Origin of the sequence: Novosphingobium sp. B1 (genome assembly GCF_900176395.1) — a bacterium.
In the GTDB taxonomy this organism is placed as follows: Bacteria; Pseudomonadota; Alphaproteobacteria; order Sphingomonadales; family Sphingomonadaceae; genus Novosphingobium.
This window is the reverse complement of the sequence record NZ_FWXL01000004.1, coordinates 338,832-356,053: the sequence shown is the minus strand read 5'-3', so window position 1 is coordinate 356,053 and position 17,222 is coordinate 338,832. Positions and strand designations below refer to the sequence as shown.

Annotated in this window: 10 protein-coding genes and 1 tRNA gene; 10 read left to right on the top strand and 1 reads right to left on the bottom strand. The window is 59.5% G+C overall.

Features of this window, described 5'->3' with window-relative positions; translation table 11 throughout:
- The first annotated feature begins 68 nt into the window (after positions 1-68).
- From B9A23_RS09665 to B9A23_RS09640, 6 genes are all read left to right on the top strand, one after another.
- On the top strand, positions 69-2,843 hold the full coding sequence (locus tag B9A23_RS09665; protein ID WP_084278635.1) for a class I SAM-dependent DNA methyltransferase: 2,775 nt from the start codon (positions 69-71) through the stop codon (positions 2,841-2,843).
- Complete coding sequence (locus tag B9A23_RS09660; protein ID WP_084278634.1) at positions 2,840-4,933, top strand: DEAD/DEAH box helicase; 2,094 nt, start codon at positions 2,840-2,842, stop codon at positions 4,931-4,933. The genes B9A23_RS09665 and B9A23_RS09660 overlap by 4 nt, the downstream gene beginning before the upstream one ends.
- Positions 4,923-6,146: a GIY-YIG nuclease family protein gene (locus B9A23_RS09655; protein WP_084278633.1), complete on the top strand. Its 1,224-nt coding sequence runs from the start codon at positions 4,923-4,925 to the stop codon at positions 6,144-6,146. Before B9A23_RS09660 ends, B9A23_RS09655 begins: the two co-directional genes overlap by 11 nt.
- A complete protein-coding gene (locus B9A23_RS09650) occupies positions 6,118-7,443 on the top strand; it encodes an SIR2 family protein (RefSeq protein WP_139797401.1) in 1,326 nt (441 codons plus the stop codon). The genes B9A23_RS09655 and B9A23_RS09650 overlap by 29 nt, the downstream gene beginning before the upstream one ends.
- Positions 7,440-9,575, top strand: coding sequence for an ATP-binding protein (locus B9A23_RS09645; protein ID WP_084278631.1), 2,136 nt, complete (start codon positions 7,440-7,442; stop codon positions 9,573-9,575). The genes B9A23_RS09650 and B9A23_RS09645 overlap by 4 nt, the downstream gene beginning before the upstream one ends.
- Positions 9,576-9,687: 112 nt before the next feature.
- A complete protein-coding gene (locus tag B9A23_RS09640) occupies positions 9,688-11,061 on the top strand; it encodes a toll/interleukin-1 receptor domain-containing protein (protein WP_084278630.1) in 1,374 nt (457 codons plus the stop codon).
- A 180-nt stretch (positions 11,062-11,241) separates the two neighbouring features.
- Here the strand turns inward: B9A23_RS09640 and B9A23_RS09635 are convergent.
- A tRNA-Gly gene (locus B9A23_RS09635) sits at positions 11,242-11,315 on the bottom strand.
- A gap of 387 nt (positions 11,316-11,702) precedes the next feature.
- On the opposite strand from B9A23_RS09635, the gene B9A23_RS09630 reads away from it, so the two are divergent.
- The 4 genes from B9A23_RS09630 to qhpC all read left to right on the top strand — a co-directional run bounded on the left by B9A23_RS09630 (position 11,703) and on the right by qhpC (position 17,178).
- Complete coding sequence (locus tag B9A23_RS09630; RefSeq protein WP_254895065.1) at positions 11,703-13,358, top strand: DUF885 domain-containing protein; 1,656 nt, start codon at positions 11,703-11,705, stop codon at positions 13,356-13,358.
- A 237-nt stretch (positions 13,359-13,595) separates the two neighbouring features.
- Positions 13,596-15,404, top strand: a complete 1,809-nt coding sequence (peaA, locus tag B9A23_RS09625; RefSeq protein WP_084278629.1) for a quinohemoprotein amine dehydrogenase subunit alpha — start codon at positions 13,596-13,598, stop codon at positions 15,402-15,404.
- Positions 15,401-16,855, top strand: a complete 1,455-nt coding sequence (gene peaB / locus B9A23_RS09620; protein WP_084278628.1) for a quinohemoprotein amine dehydrogenase maturation protein — start codon at positions 15,401-15,403, stop codon at positions 16,853-16,855. The genes peaA and peaB overlap by 4 nt, the downstream gene beginning before the upstream one ends.
- Entirely contained in the window at positions 16,852-17,178 is a 327-nt protein-coding gene (qhpC, locus tag B9A23_RS09615; protein ID WP_084278627.1) for a quinohemoprotein amine dehydrogenase subunit gamma, read from the top strand. Before peaB ends, qhpC begins: the two co-directional genes overlap by 4 nt.
- The last annotated feature ends 44 nt before the right edge of the window (positions 17,179-17,222 follow it).

The window sequence follows — 17,222 nt, the reverse complement described above, 5'->3', positions numbered from 1 at the left end:
TCGCGGCCCATGTGCGAATTGGACAAGGCGTGCGGATTGCCGCCATGCCATTGGAATTGCACAGCACAATGAACGCCGTTGAGATCGAAGAAGCCGTATCTGCCCTGGCCGAACGCCCGTTCGACCGGGAAGAGTTCCCGTATCAGTTCCTCGAAGCTTTCGGCAACAAAGCCACCACCATCAAGCGGCTGCGTACGGGCGCATCCAATAAGTCCGATGTGGGTGGCGTGCTGCAAACCCGCAACATCCATCTGGCGGTCGCCGACCCCGGCGAAGTGGCCGCTATGCTTGGCGCACTGCGCAGCAGCCCCGCCACCGCGCGCGGCAAGGCCAAGTTCATTCTGGCCACTGACGGCGACACGTTCGAGGCCGAGGATTTAGAATCCGGCGAGACCGTCGCCTGCGCATTCACTGACTTCCCAGAACATTTTGGCTTCTTCCTGCCGCTGGCTGGCATCACCACCGTCAAGCAGGTGCGCGATAGCGCGTTCGACATCCGCGCCACCAGTCGCCTCAACCGGCTCTATGTTGAGCTCCTGAAAGACAATCCCGACTGGAGCACCGCCGAGCGCCGACCGGACATGAACCATTTCATGGCCCGGCTGATCTTCTGCTTCTTCGCCGAGGATACCGACATCTTCCATGGCAGCGGCCTGTTCACCGCCACCGTCGATCAGATGAGCGCCAAGGACTCATCCAATACCCATGAGGTCATCGCCGAAATCTTCCGGGCGATGAATACCGCGATCAAGGATCGGGAAGCCGCAGGCATCCGCAGCTGGGCTAACGGTTTTCCCTATGTGAATGGCGGCTTGTTCTCTGGCAGTCTCGACGTACCGAGATTCAGCCGCATCGCCCGGTCGTACCTGCTGCATATCGGCCACCTGAAATGGACCCAGATCAACCCCGACATCTTCGGGTCGATGATCCAGGCCGTGGCCGACGATGAAGAGCGCGGCGCACTGGGTATGCACTACACCAGCCGCCCCAACATCCTGAAGGTGCTCAATCCGCTCTTTCTCGATAGCCTGCGCGAGCAGCTCGCCGAGGCCGGTGACAACCCCCGCAAGCTGTTGAACCTGCGCAACCGCATGGCCCGCATCCGGGTCTTCGACCCGGCCTGCGGCAGCGGCAATTTCCTGGTCATAGCCTACAAGGAAATGCGGGAGATTGAGGCGGAGATTAACCGCCGCCGTGGCGAAGCCGCGCGCGCATCCGACATCCCCCTGACCAATTTTCGGGGCATCGAGCTTCGCGACTTCCCGGCAGAGATTGCGCGGCTGGCGCTGATCATTGCTGAGTTTCAATGCGATGCGCTCTACCGGGGGCAGAAGCTGGCTCTCGCCGAGTTTCTGCCGCTTAATGCCGAAAACTGGATCACCTGTGGCAACGCGCTGCGGCTCGATTGGCTTTCTATCTGCCCGCCAACGGGAACGGGCGTAAAGCTTGTAAGCGATGACCTGTTTGCAACGCCGCTCGACCAAGCACAGATCGATTTCGAGAATGAAGGTGGAGAGACGTACATTTGCGGCAATCCGCCATATCTTGGCAGCAAGTGGCAAACTGACGAGCAGAAGGCAGACCTGTCATCTATTTTTGAAGGGCGGTTGGCCGGTTGGAAATCTCTCGATTACGTTGCTGCGTGGTTTGTCAAGGCAGCCGAATATGGAAGGCACACGGAAGCCTCGTCAGCATTCGTTGCTACCAACTCTGTCTGCCAAGGTGCCCACGTGCCCCTGTTGTGGCCAATGATAGCGAAATTGGGTCATGAAATTTTCTTCGCTCACACAAGCCTGAAATGGGCAAACTTGGCCGCCCACAATGCTGGCGTGACCGTCGTGATTGTTGGTATTTGCCTAAAAAACAAACGAGAAAAAGTCATTTTTAATGAAGGCGACGGTGCAGAGTCGACTGCCCGTGAAGTAGATCAAATTAATGCCTATTTACTTCCCGCACCTCAGATTTTTGTTGACGCGGCGCGCGCCCCATTAAACGGCTTGTCTTGCATTGCAGATGGCAGCGGTCCCCTTGATGGTGGTCATCTGTTGTTATCAAAAGAGGAGCGCGATGATCTTCTAGCAGAGGCACCTGAAGCGTCTGCGTTCATTAGACTGTTTCTTGGATCAACCGAGATAGTAAATGGCCACCAGAGATGGTGCATTTGGATAGAAAATGACACGCTAAATAATGCCATTAATATTCCGGCAATTTACGAAAGGATTGAAAAGGTTCGGAAATTCAGAAATGAAGCCGGGACCCGGGCAAAGACTGCGATCAACCGACCACATCGCTTTGCTTGGATAAATCAACCAAGGCAACAACAAATTGCTGTCCCAAAGGTAGTTTCCGAACGAAGGCCGTTTGTTACAGCTGATCTTTTGAGTGCGGATACCATTGTCAGCAATCGTGCCTGCATTTTGCTCGACCCGCAGCTTTTTGAGTTTGCTATTATTTCATCAAAACTTCACTGGGTTTGGATTGCAACGGTTTGCGTCAGGATGCGAACTGACTTGTCCTACAGCGGCACTATCGGATGGAATAACTTTCCTGTCCCTTCGCTTACCGACAAGAACAAGGCCGATCTTACCCGCTGTGCCGAGGACATTCTATTGGCGCGTGAAGCTCACTTCCCGGCTACAATTGCGGAACTATACGACCCAGAGAAAATGCCAGCTAAACTGCGCGAAGCGCATGAGCGCAACGACGAGGTAATGGAGCGCATCTACATTGGCCGCCGCTTCAAGAACGACACCGAACGGTTGGAGAAGCTGTTTGAGCTGTACACGAAAATGACCGCTGGCGCGGGAGCAACGAAAAAACGGAAGACGGGGGCCGCTGCATGACCATCGACAAAAACAACATCCCGTCGGTTTCCGTATCCTATGCCCGTAACGGCAATTCCACCAAGTCCAATGCGCTGGGCATGCGCGCCATGCAGGAACGCGCCTATGAAAAGCGCGGCGAGCAATATCTGCTGATCAAATCGCCGCCCGCGTCAGGCAAGAGCCGGGCGCTGATGTTCATCGCGCTCGACAAGCTGGCCAATCAGGGCGTGAAGCAGGCCATCATTGTGGTGCCGGAAAAGTCCATTGGCTCCAGCTTCGCCGACGAGCCGTTGAGCAAATACGGGTTCTGGGCTGACTGGACGGTGCAGCCGAAATGGAATCTGTGCAACGCGCCGGGGGAAGACGGTGGCAAGGTCAATTCCGTCGGCAGCTTCCTTGTCAGCGACGACACGGTTTTGGTCTGCACGCATGCGACGTTCCGCTTCGCGGTGGAGCGTTTCGGGATCGAAGCATTCGACAACCGATTGATCGCCGTAGACGAGTTCCACCACGTTTCCGCCAACCCGGATAATGTGCTGGGCAAGCATCTGGGCGAGTTCATCGCCCGCGATAAGGTGCATATCGTCGCCATGACAGGCAGCTATTTCCGGGGCGATGCCGAGGCCGTGCTTGCACCTGGCGACGAAGCCAAATTCGATACCGTCACCTACACCTACTACGAGCAGCTCAATGGCTATGAGCATCTGAAGCAGCTCGACATCGGGTATTTCTTCTATTCCGGCTCCTACACCGACGACATTCTCGCGGTGCTGAACCCGGCAGAGAAGACCATCATCCACATCCCCAACGTCAATTCGCGCGAGAGCACGAAAGACAAAATTCGCGAGGTGGAACACATCATCGAGGAGCTGGGCGACTGGCAGGGAACCGATCCTGCCACCGGCTTCCAGCTGGTGAAGACGGCAGACGGGAAGATTTTGCGCATTGCTGACCTGGTGGACGATGACGCCGCCAAGCGCGACCGCGTTTCCGCTGCGCTGAAAGATCCCGCGCAGAAGAACAACCGCGAGCATGTGGACATCATCATTGCCCTGGGAATGGCCAAGGAAGGCTTTGACTGGATTTGGTGCGAGCACGCGCTGACGGTGGGCTACCGCGCCAGCCTGACCGAAATCGTGCAGATCATTGGCCGCGCCACGCGCGATGCGCCCGGCAAAGCCCGTGCCCGCTTCACCAATCTGATCGCCGAGCCGGACGCATCTGAATCGGCGGTGGCCGAAGCGGTCAACGATACGCTGAAAGCTATCGCGGCGAGCTTGCTGATGGAACAGGTGCTGGCACCGCGCTTCAACTTCACGCCGAAGAACCCGCAAAGCGGCCCCGCACCGGGCTTCGATTACGGGGGAGAAGGCTACAAACCCGACCAGTGCAATGTCGGTTTCAACGAGCAGACCGGGCAGTTTCAGATCGAGATCAAGGGTCTGGCAGAGCCCAAAAGCAAAGAGGCTACCCGCATCTGTAAGGAAGATTTAAACGAGGTGATTGCCACCTTCGTGCAGGACAAACGCACGATTGAGCGCGGCTTGTTCGAGGGCGACCATGCAGGCGGCGACCTTGTTGCGGAGGAGCTCACGCAACTTCGCATGGGCAGGATCATCAAAGACAAATACCCCGAGCTAGACGACGAGGATCAAGAAGCTGTCCGGCAGCATGCCATTGCTGCCTTGAACCTCACCCAGCAGGCTGCCCGTATCGCCATGGGCGATGAGGGTAAGCAGGCGAAGGGTGGCGACGACGAGCCCAGCGCCAACACGGCGCTGATCGACGGGGTGCGCAAGTTTGCCATGGACGTGCGGGAACTCGACATCGACCTGATCGACCGCATTAATCCCTTCCAGCAGGCCTATGCCATCTTGGCCAAAACCATGAGCGAAGCCAGCTTGAAGCAGGTGGCCGCTGCCATTGCTGGGAAGCGGACCAGCTTCACCCCCGATGAAGCCAAGGATTACGCCGTGCGGGCCGCGCGCTTCATCAAGGAGCGCCAGCGACCACCTTCCATCACCGCCGCCGATGCTTACGAACGCAAACTGGCCGAAGGCGCTGCCGCCTTCATGCGCTACAAGAAAGAGGGCCGCTATGACGGATGAACTCGATCTTGATGCGCTTGCCGAGCAGTTGTCGGATTTTGCGCCACCTGAGAAAAAGACCGGGCGAAGCCCGCGCGAAGAGCGGATCATCGCTGGATTCGAGGAGATCCAGCGATTTGTCGATGAGCACGGCCACGCGCCACGGCATGGGGAAGAGCGGGACATCTTTGAGCGGCTTTATGCCACGCGCCTTGATCGGCTCCGTGCCCAGGAAGATTGCCGTGCAATCCTAGAACCGCTGGACCGCCAGCGCCTGCTTGATGCCAATGCCATCGCCGTGACGGACGATCCTGCCGATATGGATATCGATGCGCTGCTTGCGGAACTGGAGGGTTCATTAGGAACGCCGGAGATTACAGAGCTACGCCATGTCCGCACGGCGGAGGAAAAGCGCGCTGCCGAGGAGATTGCCAATCGCGAGCGTTGCGCCGACTTTGCGAATTTCAAACCCTTGTTTGACCAGGTGCAGCGTGAGCTGGAGACAGGCATTCGAGCGTCGCGCCCGTTTGAGCTGAAGGCCGAAATCCGGCCCGGTGCATGGTTCATTGTCGGCGGCCAGAAGGCCTATGTGGCCGAGATGGGTGAGATTTTCACAAATGCTCAGGCCCGCACCGATGCGCGGTTGCGGGTGATTTTTGATAATGGCACCGAGAGCAACATGCTGATGCGGTCGCTCCAACGCGCCTTGCATAAGGACGAGGCAGGACGCCGGATTACCGACCCCGAGGCGGGGCCGCTATTTGTGCGGGAAGAGCCTTCGCCATTTTCCGACGAACCACAGGAAGACGACCTGGCCAGCGGGACAATCTATGTGCTGCGCAGCAAGTCCGAGCATCCGGTTGTCGCAGCCAACCGGGAAGTGCTGCACAAGATTGGCGTGACCGGCGGCTATGTGCAAAAACGCATCGCCAATGCAAAGCTGGACGCGACCTTCCTTCTCGCGGATGTGGAAGTGGTCGCTACCTACACGCTCTACAACATCAACCGCACCAAGCTGGAAAATCTGATCCACCGGGTCTTTGAACCAGCGCGACTAAACATCGAAATCAAAGACCGGTTCGGCAATCCGGTCACGCCGCGTGAGTGGTTCCTTGTTCCGCGCTTTGTCATTGATGATGTAGTAGATCGCATCAAGGATGGCACAATCAGCAATTACTTTTATGATGTAAGCCGCGCTTCTCTTGTTGAAACGCGGCCAACAAACCCAAAATAAACCTGAGGGCAACATGCGGTGGGACCATGACCATATTGTTCACGTTGGTGGTGAAACTTCGACGCCAGTGGACCCAGCAAAGGAAATCAGCCACTGGCGCAAGCGCATAGAGCCATGGCTTTCTGCAGTATTTCAGGCCGAGCATCTCTCCCTTCTTGTCGGCAACGGCTTCACTACCGGGCTAGCCAGCTACGTCGGTGGAAAGCCCACGAGCATGACCGGCGCAGGTTTTGTCGGCTGCCCGCACGAGGATCGCGTCAGCGCGAAGGCGAAAGAACTGGCCACGGCAATTGGAAGGGGCAGCGCCAATATTGAAGACGAACTGTCCGCTGCGCTGTCATTGCTCAGCGGGCTGCAAATCCTTGGGCACACAGACGCCGCTATCTGGGAAGCGGCAATCGACAAGGTGCTTAGTGGCTTCATCAGTGACGTGCTCGCCACTGAGGCGAGCATTCGGGATGCTCTCGAGGAAGCGCCAACGGACGGAAGTCCGTCTGGCCGTGAAATTCTCGTTTCTTTCCTTATGAGTTTCGCCAGCCGCGCTGCGTCTCGGGAACGGCTTCATGTCTTCACAACAAACTACGACCGTGTGCTAGAGCGCGGCTGCGATTATGCTGGTCTTCGCATTATTGATCGCTTCATCGGTGCCATAGAGCCCGAATTCCGGTCGTCCAGGCTGCGGATCGACATGCACTACACACCGCCGGGCATTCGGGGCGAGCCCCGGCATCTGGAAGGAGTTGTGCACCTTACCAAGCTCCACGGCTCACTCGACTGGCGCTACGAGAAACCAAGGCTTTATCGAACCGGATTGCCTTTTGGTGCCCACGCCCAACACCCTTCTGTCCCGACGAGTCCACGTAACTCGGTAATGATTTATCCAAATTCGGCAAAAGATTTGGAAACTGCTGCATATCCCTATGCAGATTTATTCCGAGATCTTTCATCGGCTATTTGCCAACCCAATAACGTACTCGTCACTTACGGCTACGGCTTTGGCGACGACCACATTAACCGTATCATCGCTGACATGCTCACTCTGCCCTCCACGCATCTGGTCATCTTGGGGTGGAGTATGAAGCCTCACGAACGAATTGCGTCTTTTGTCTCCCACGTTGGCAGACCGCAACAGCTTTCCTTGTTGCTCGGCACCCACTTTGGCGACTTGAAAATGCTAGTGGAGCATTACTTACCCAAACCGGCGATCGACCCGCTGACAATCCGAATGAGCGAGCTTGTGGAGCGGCGCGGCAGAAGCTCATCTTCGGAAATCGGTGAAGGTGACGGAGTGGTATGACCACAATCGTTGATCGTATCGGTTCGCTGACCGTCGGGCGCGTCGAGAACGTTACCGCTGAGGAGCTGAACGTCGTCCTATTCAACGAAACTCCGCAGGCTACGGCTCTCAACACCGGCAGCCCGACCGGCTTTCCCCGCGTCAACGCCTATGTCCTGATTCCTAACGAGACAGGTGCCGTCGTGGCTGTCATTAAGGGCATCTCGATCATCCGCGCCAAAGGTGGCGCGGGATCGAAAGATGATGCGCTTGTCGATCTACCATTTCCTGCGCGCACCATCACGGCCATTCCATTTGGCACGCTCATACTCGAAGGAAATGACGCTGAGCGTCAGCCGGTCTACTGTCTGGAGCGCGGCGTACCGGTGCTACCCTCTGTTGGCGATCCAGTCTTACTTCCGACATCGGTCCAACTCCGTTCAATTGTAGAGGCCCGGAACGCCGACAGGGTGATTGAGGTTGGGACGGCCCCGTTTGCTGGCAACGCCAGAGTTTGGGTCCACCCCGATAAGCTCTTTGGTCGCCACCTTGCCATTCTCGGCAACACCGGCAGCGGAAAGTCGTGCTCCGTTGCCGGAATTGTCCGTTGGTCACTGGAAAGCGTGGCACAACAGGCGCAAGGTGCGGAGCCGCACTCAGATGCGCCGCCCGCCAATGCCCGTTTCATTATCCTCGATCCCAACGGAGAGTACTCGCAAGCCTTTGAGGACGGCACAATACCTGTCCGGCGGTTCGCCGTCGGAGGCAGGGACGGGGCGCGAGCGCTTACCGTTCCGGGCTGGCTTTGGAACGGCCAGGAATGGGCTGCCTTTACGTCCGCACAGCCCGGCGTTCAACGACCGCTCTTGCTGAGGGCACTTCGGCAGTTACGGAACGCAGGGTCATCCGCCGTTACCGCCAGATCGCAGGCAGTAAGGCGATACAATGGTTACGTTCGGCAGCTTGAACAGCTCTATTCCGATTTGCCGCAGAGCGTCGCAGGATTTCCGCGCAATCGCGACTTCGGTTCCTTGCTGGAAGGCCTCATAAGTCTGACCCAATCCGATGAGAACAACTTAACCACCTACGGCAATGACGCCATTGATTTGCGTGATGCGATTGTCGCTATCCGTCCCGTTGTGCAGGGTGTTCACGACGCTCGGCATTACATTTGGCAGGGCAATCCGAGATTTAACGACTTTCAACCGCAGGACCTAGAAGCAGTCTTGGCTGCACTGCGAAGTATCACCGACGCTTTCCCGACGGCCTCCACGCACGGTGAGATTAGCGAGGACGCGCCGGTCCGCTTTAATGTTGACGAGCTTCCGGACCGCATCCATGAGGTAGCGATGGCGACCGGCGGTCAAGCCGTGAACAATGTTGAACCCCTGATCAATCGGATCCAGGTCAACCTTGGAGACGCAGGATTGCGCCCCGTCATCGATACGGATGGCGCGGAGTCTCTGACGGCTTGGCTGAGTGCGCTTCTCGGCCCTGGAGAAAATGCACCGGAACCGCTGGCCATTCTCGACCTGTCGCTTGTTCCATCCGATGTTGTGCACATCGCGGTTGCGGTGATTTCACGGCTTATCTTTGAGGCCTTGCAGCGTCACATTCAGGCAGGGAATGCAGCCTTGCCGACCGTCATGGTTCTTGAGGAAGCCCATACATTTGTCCGGAAAGACGCCGACGCTGGCGCGAGCACGCAGGCTGCTGAACTCTGCCGTCAGACCTTTGAGCGCATCGCGCGGGAAGGCCGCAAATTTGGACTGGGCTTGGTTTTAGCATCCCAGCGACCGTCTGAGCTTTCACCTACGGTATTGGCTCAATGCAATTCATTCCTCCTCCATCGCATTGTCAACGATGTCGACCAAAACCTTGTTCGCCGACTTGTTCCAGATGCGCTCGGGAGTTTACTCGGCGAGTTGCCAACCCTTCCATCTCAACAGGCTATTCTACTAGGTTGGGCGGTCCCAACGCCTGTTCTCCTCCGAGTACGTAACCTCGAAAAGCCTCAGCGCCCACGATCTGACGATCCAAAATTCTGGGAGACTTGGCTAAATCACGCAGGCGTTGTGCCGAATTGGCCTGCCGTAGCTGCGTCATGGGAGCAGCCCGACGTTGGGGAAACAGACCCGCCCGATGAATCATGAAAAGTCATCTACTCCATTGCAAGGCGTCCCATTTACGCGACCGTAGCACGCGCGAAAGACGCCCACGCTCGGGGTCAATTTTGGCATTTGCGCGGTCGCAGGAGCCTGCCACATGACACCCACCACCACACGCTTGAAGCTTCGTCTTGATGAACGCTATGCGTGGTTCCGCAATCAGTGGTTCTTCAAATGGCACCATATCGGCGGTGAACAAACGGTAGAGCTCGACCTGTTCGATGGCACAAATGCCCACTACGCTGGTATCTGCTACTCTGGCAGTGCTCAAACAATCTACTGGGATGCGGTCGTACGCGGGGTCCGGAAAGAAATCATCGAACAGTTTGCTTGGATCGAAGAGGCCATCCGACCGTATGCGCCGGAAGTCGCACTACAGGCGCTTGATGAGTGTACCGGACAGCTTATCAGCTTCGCTCACAGGATTCGGCGCACCGCTGTCGAAAAGGACCGCATCCTTCGCGGAGATGGAGTGAGGTTTCCCAAGCCATACGATGCCGGTCTTTGGGACGGTGCCGAAGCCCAAGACATCCTTGCTCAAGCAAAGGCCCTCAAACGGGCGCTATTCCCGATTGCTGAACCGAAAGCCACGGAGGCACCCTTGAACGTTCCATCCCCATCGACGAACCGCGCCTACCAGGTCGCTCTTTCTTTTGCGGGCGAGCAACGGGACTATGTTGACGAAGTCGCAAGATGGCTCGCCGCGAAACGCATCGCTGTATTCTACGACAGGTTTGAAGCCGTAAATCTCTGGGGTAAGGACGGCGTGGAGCACTTTCATCAAGTGTTTGCGCAGGATGCGCAATATGTCGTCATGTTCATCTCAGCGGAATATGTTGCCAAAAGCTGGACGCGGCATGAGCGCCGCGCTGCGCTTAGCCGACAGATCGCTGACGATTCCGAATATGTCTTGCCAGTGCGGTTTGATGCAACTGAGGTTCCGGGCATTCCATCGACCCTTCAGTATCTCGATGCCAAATCATTGACCCCAGCTGAGCTGGCAGCACTGATTGCTAAAAAGGTGGGACATGGCCCATCGGCTGGCAAAGCTTCTGATATGCCACCACCCACATCACAAGCGGTGGCTGGTGAGGTCACCTTTGACTACAGCGCGCACGATGGCAGGTTCATCATTGGTAGCGGGCCATGCGTATTCGAGACCATGTGGTCTAAGGCGAGCAACGAAAGCATCCATCTGTACAATGACCCGCCATCAATCCATGGCATCGCCATTGCAAAGGGGATTAGCGATATTGATGCCATCGACGATGCATTTAACTTCGATTTCAGCTCAAGGTGCCGAACGCCCCAGCTGGGCGAGATAGCCATATTGCGCAATGCCAGTGGCTTCTATGCCGCCGTCCAAGTTATCAAGGTGGACGACGACACTCGGGGCGCAGCCGCCGACTCACTTACCATACGCTACCAGATACAGACCAACGGCTCAGCGAAGTTCAAAGCAGGGACCTAGCCTCGATCAGGCGAAAGCGATTTCGACATCAGCAAGAGGGACTTGGACGCATCTGTGGCAAAAGCGGATGATGCGCAGGGCGCAGTTCAAATCCAAAAGTTTTTCTACACAATTCCTACACAGGCAAAAACATGGGAGTTTTTCCCATGTTTTTCATTGCCCTATTGGAATCCGAAGATTTGGAGCGGGTGAAGGGAATCGAACCCTCGTATTCAGCTTGGGAAGCTGCTGCTCTACCATTGAGCTACACCCGCGCGGCCGTGAGGCGGCAAGGTCCGGGAGCGCCGGACAGGCGGCCTGTGACATGATCGCACCGGATTCGTCAACCGTGTCGTCCATCGAGCGGGCCGCGATTGCGTCTTTTGCGCCAAGCCGGTTTCATATGTGACGAAATCGCCATCGGACGTATTGCGTTGTTCCGCCATCGCCTTCCACAAAGCGTGCAGGATATCATGAACAAGGGAACGCGCATGAGAGTGAAGATTGCCGCCAGCCTGGTCACGCTTGCCGGCCTTGCCGCACCGTGAGCATTTGCGGCGCCAGCCGTTACTGCCTCAGCCACTGCGCCCGCTGACGAAGATGCCAGGCTCACCGCTTTCCTCGATGCTGAATTCGACGAATACCTCAAGCAGCAGCCACAACTGGCAACGCGGCTCGGCCTCAAGCAGGGCGGCGACAAGTGGACCGATATTTCCGAGGCCGCAGCCGATGCCGAAGTCGCCTGGCGGCAGGACAGCGTCAAGCGCATGCGCGCCAAGTTCGATCGCGCGCGCCTGTCACCCGAAGCACAGGTTAATTACGATATCTGGGCAATGGAGGCCGACCGTGCCGCGCTTGCCAATGCCGATCGCAAGTACCGGCCGCCGCTTTATTCGCGGCTCTATTCCGTCCACAGCCAGTTGCCCGATTTCCTGATCAACACCCACACCGTCGCCGATGTCACGGACTTGCAGAACTACATCGCCCGCGTGCGCGGCATCCCCGCCGTGCTCGATATCGCGATCGCGCGCACGAAGCAGAGCGAGGCGCTGGGTATCCGCGCGCCGAAGTTTCAGGTCGAAACGGTCATGTCGACCAGTCAGAAGCTGATCGGTGGCGCACCGTTCGGCGAGGGGCCTGACGCCGCACTCTGGGCGGACGTGAAGGCCAAGACCGCGGCGCTGGTCAAGGATGGCAAGCTGCCACAGCAAGAGGCTGACGGGCTGCTCGACGAAGCGCGTGCCGCGATCCTGGCCTTGCAGCCGGCATACCAACGGGTGATCGCCTGGGGTGCCGAAAGCCTGCCGCTTGCGCCCAGCGGCAAGGTCGGCGCAGGTTCGCTGCCGGGCGGTGCGGCCTTCTACGCCAATGCCCTGAAGCTCAATACGACGACCGACCTCACTGCCGACGAGATTCACCAGATCGGCCGTGCCGAAGTCGCGCGGATTGAGGCCGAACAGGACGCGCTCGCCCGGCAGGCCGGCCTGAAAGACCGCAAGGCCTTCTACGCCGAGCGAGCACGCCTCTATCCGTCCAGGCCCTGGGACGATGGGGCGCGGGCCGAATATCTCGCCACGGCCAATGCCTTCGTCGCGCACACCCGCACGCTGCTGCCCAGATACTTCGGCCAGCTCCCGCAATACCGGATCGAGGTCGTGCGCGAGCCTGCCTTCTCCGAGGTGCCGGGCGGCGCAGCCCATGCCTCGCAACCCAGCCCCGATGGCGCGCGCCCGGCGCGCACTTATGTCCATCTCGCGGGCAATACCAAGGACCCGGCGGCGCTCTACACGCTGATGTGTCACGAAGCGGTGCCCGGCCATAACACGCAGGGCGATATCCAGGTGCGGCAGAAGGGCGGGCCAAAGTTTCGCGCCGCCACCGGTTATGTCGCCTTTGGCGAAGGTTGGGGCCTCTATGCTGAAGCCGTGTGCAAGGAAATGGGCGCGTTTCCCGATATCGCCGCCGACTTCATGCGGCTAGACGCCGAACTGTTTAGCGCCGCGCGCCTGGTTGTCGACACTGGCATTCACGCCAAGGGCTGGAGCGAGGACGAGGCCGTGGCCTATCTCAGCCAGACCGGACGGCAGCCGCTCGAATCCGCGCGCTCGGAAGTCCGCCGTTACATCACGCTGCCGGGGCAGGCCACGGGCTACAAGATCGGCATGCTCAAGATCATGGAACTGCGCCGCAAGGCCGAGGCCAAGCTTGGCGCAAGGTTCGACTTGCGCGGTTTTCACAACCTGCTCATCGCCTCGGGCTCGCAGCCACTGTCGATCCTGGAAAGGCGGGTGAACGACTGGATCGTCAGCCGGACCTGACCCGACCGAACCTCTCGACGACACGACGGGGCGGGCAGCGGTGCTGCTCGCCCCTTCTGTTTGCGCGATTGGCGTATCGACGTCGAGGATCGAAGGGGCAAGCTTGCATCCAGCCGAAAACCCTTTTCGCAGTCGCAATAATAAAGGCGTTGACGAACTTTTGACGTCTGTCCAGTCTTCGTTTTGACACCGCGCTCGACTCGTCTCAGGTGCGGCCTGCCAGGGGGAATTGCGACCATGACTTTGGCCGAAACTGCTGCCCGTGATCACGCCACGGACAAAAGCCGAACGGGGGCAAATCGCCCGCATCGCCGGCATCTTCTCCAGTTTCTTGCCCTGACCGCGCTGCCTGCTTCGATCGTGCTTGCGCAGGCCGCGAAGGAGGCACCGCGCGATCCTTCGAACCCGGTGGAGACTGAGGCCGGCATAGCCATCAAGGACCCGCTGGTCGTTGAAAAGTGTGGCACGTGTCATACTGCAGATGCGAAGGGCAATCTCTCGCGCATCTCATGGGTTCGCACCACGCCCGAAGGCTGGGCGCAGGTGATCCGCCGCATGGCCTCGCTCAACGGCCTGTCGATCTCGCCGACCGAGGCCAAGGCAGTGATCCGCTCGCTATCGGCCAGCAATGGCCTTTCGCCCGACGAAGCCAAGCCGGTTTCCTACCTGCCCGAACACCGCATCATCGTTGAAAGCAACATCCCCAACGAGACGATCCGCCAATCCTGCGCGGCGTGCCACGCCTTTGCGCAGCCGCTGTCGTGGCGCCGGTCGAAGGCGGAATGGGGCCTGCTGCGCAACCTTCACGTTGCGATGTATTCGCAGGCGGATGCGCAGTTCCGCAAGCCAGTGGAAGACCCGACGCAGCCGGTCCCCGCCAATGGCGCGCCCAAGCCGCTTCCGGTCGAAGTCGCGCTTGACTACATGAACAAGAATGCGCCGCTCATGACGCCGGAATGGACGAAGTGGCAGGCGCGGCAGTCGTCGGCCAAGCTTGGCGGCAAGTGGCTGGTCAACGCCTTCCTGCCCGGCAAGGGACTCTACGTCGGCGAGATGATGCTGACGCCTGCTGGCGCAGAGGATGACTACACCACTGCCATCACCCTGAACTCGCTGACCGATGGCTCCACCCTCACCCGCAGCGGCAAAGGCCTCGTCTACACCGGCTATTCCTGGCGCGGCACGTCTTCGAGCGGCCCTGCCGGAGCCCGCCCAGATGCGCCGCAGGATCACGAAACCCGCGAGACCATGCAGTTCTCGCCCGACCGCAAGAGCGCGGAAGGCCGCTGGTTCTGGGGCGATTACACCGAGTTCGGCTTCAACGTGAAGCTGACCCGCGCCGCCGCCGAACCGACAGTCGTCGCCATCTGGCCCTATGCCCTCAAGGCCGGAGCCAAGGGCGCGACGCTCAAGCTGATCGGCGATGCCTTCCCGGCGGGCCTCAAGGCTTCCGACGTGGACCTCGGCAAGGGTGTGACGGTGACCAAGGTCGTCTCCGCCAGCCCGACCGAAGCGGTCCTCACGGTCGATGTCGCCCCCGATGCGACGGTCGGCGCACATGATGTGGGCGTGGGCGGGTCGATCCTCGCCGCTGGCCTGCCGGTCTACAAAAAGGTCGACTATATCAAGGTCACCCCCGAAACCGCGATCGCCCGCCTCGGCGGCAGCGAGAAGCATACGCCCGGCTACCAGCAGTTCGATGCGCTCGGCTATGATGCGGGCCTCGACGGCAAGCCCTACACGGCAGATGACGTATCGCTTGGGCCCATCGATGTGACCTGGGCGATGGAGGAACTGCCCACCGTCTATTACGACGACGACGTCAACTATGTTGGCAAATTGAGCCCGACCGCGCTGTTCACCCCGGCAATCGACGGGCCGAACCCTGAGCGCAAGTGGGGCCGCAACAACTACGGCGAAGTGTGGGTCGTCGCCACGGCGAAGACCGAGAAGGACGCGCAGGGCAAGCCACTCAAGGGCAAGGCCTTCATGGTCGTCTCGGTGCCCGCCTACAAGCGCTGGGATCAGCCGGAGGTGGCCAAGTGACTACGGCCCTCGTCCCCAAGTATCGCCGCGGCGACATTCACCTCTTCGATGCCGACGGCGGGGGCTTTGTCTACCTCGCCTCGGCAGGCGCGATCTTCGCGCTCGACGAAGGCGCGGCCAGTGTCATGGCCGTGCTGGGCGAGCGCCAGATGGCCTATGGCGAGATGGTCGCTGCGCTAGTCGAAAACAGCTATTCGCGCGCCGATGCCGAGGACCTGATCCGCGAGTTGCGCGCCGTGCGTGGCATCGTTTCGGACGAGATCCGCGAAGCGCCACTCGCCCCGTCGGCTCCGCCCGAGGACTACCCGCTCCAGGCGCTGGTCCTGAACGTGACCAACCAGTGCAACCTTGCCTGCACCTATTGCTACGAGTTCGGCGCGGACAAGATCGCGACGCCGGCCGGCAAGCCCAAGTACATGACGCTGGAAACGGCCAAGACCTCGGTCGACTTCCTGCTCAAGAGTTCGGGCGAGCGCGAGGTGCCGCACATCACCTTCTTCGGCGGCGAGACCTTGATGAACTTCAAGCTGCTGCGCGACGTGGTGCTCTATGCCAACGAAGCGGCGGCCTCGGTCGGCAAGCGCATGACCTACAGCCTGACGACCAACGCCACGCTGCTGACCGACGAGATCATCCAGTTCCTCTCCGACCAGGCGATCGGCGTCACCGTCTCGATGGACGGCCCGCCCGACCTGCAGGACCGCCACCGCGTCTACAAGAACGGCAAGGGTTCCTACGCGGTGATGGAGCCGCGCCTGCGCAAGCTGATCGCCGGGCACAAGACCCGAGCGATCACTGCCCGCGTCACGCTGACCGAAGGCGTCACTGACGTGATCCGCATTTACCGGCACCTGAAGGACAACTTGGGCTTCCACGAAGTCGGCTTCGCCCCGGTGACGGATTCGGGGCAGCAGGCCTACACGCTCGATGACGATGGCATGGACACGGTCGTCGCCGCGTTCCACGAACTCGCCGCCGAATGGCTCGCCTATGCCCTGCGCGGCGAGATGCATGGCTTCTCCAACGTTTCGGAGACGATCAGCGAGCTGATCCAGGGCACCAACAAGTCGCACCCCTGCGGCGCAGGCCTCGGCCTTGTCGGCGTGAGCCCCTCGGGCGACCTTTCGCCCTGCCATCGCTTCACGGATGCCGATACCCACGTGCTCGGCCACGTGACCACAGGGCTCGACAAGGAAAAGCGCACCGATTTCCTGACGCGCGGCCACGTCGGCGCGAAGTACGAATGCTCATCGTGCTGGGCCCGCCCGCTCTGCGCCGGTGGCTGCCATCACGAGGCCTTTGTCCGCTACGGCGACACCGGCCACGCCAACCTGCACTATTGCGACTGGATCCGCGAATGGACCGAGGCCTGCCTCAAGATCTACGGCACGGTCGCCCAGCGCAATCCCGAATTTCTGGAACGCTTTGCTGCACGAAAGGGCTTGTCATGAAGCACCTGAAACCCCTCAACAAGAAGGCGCTGCGGATCGAGGAAACCATTTCCTCGACCGAGGAAGACGTCGTCGCGCTTCAGCAAAAGCCGATGCACACGCCGATGGGCTGCTCGATCTCGTTCTCGCCCGGCTGGGAGGTGGATGCCGGTGGCGGCACGGCGGGCCTGTGCCAGCCGGCGGAGCGCGACATCTACGACTGCTACGTCACCTGCTTCTGGCCGGTGCAGGTCCCCGATCACGTCAACTACTCGCCCGACTGGGCCAGCAATTGCGCGACTGCGGCCAAGGACTGGCGCAGCCTCGACATCATCTTCCCGTGAAGACGTCCGTCGTCCTGTAACCACATTGCATCGGAAGACCCGAC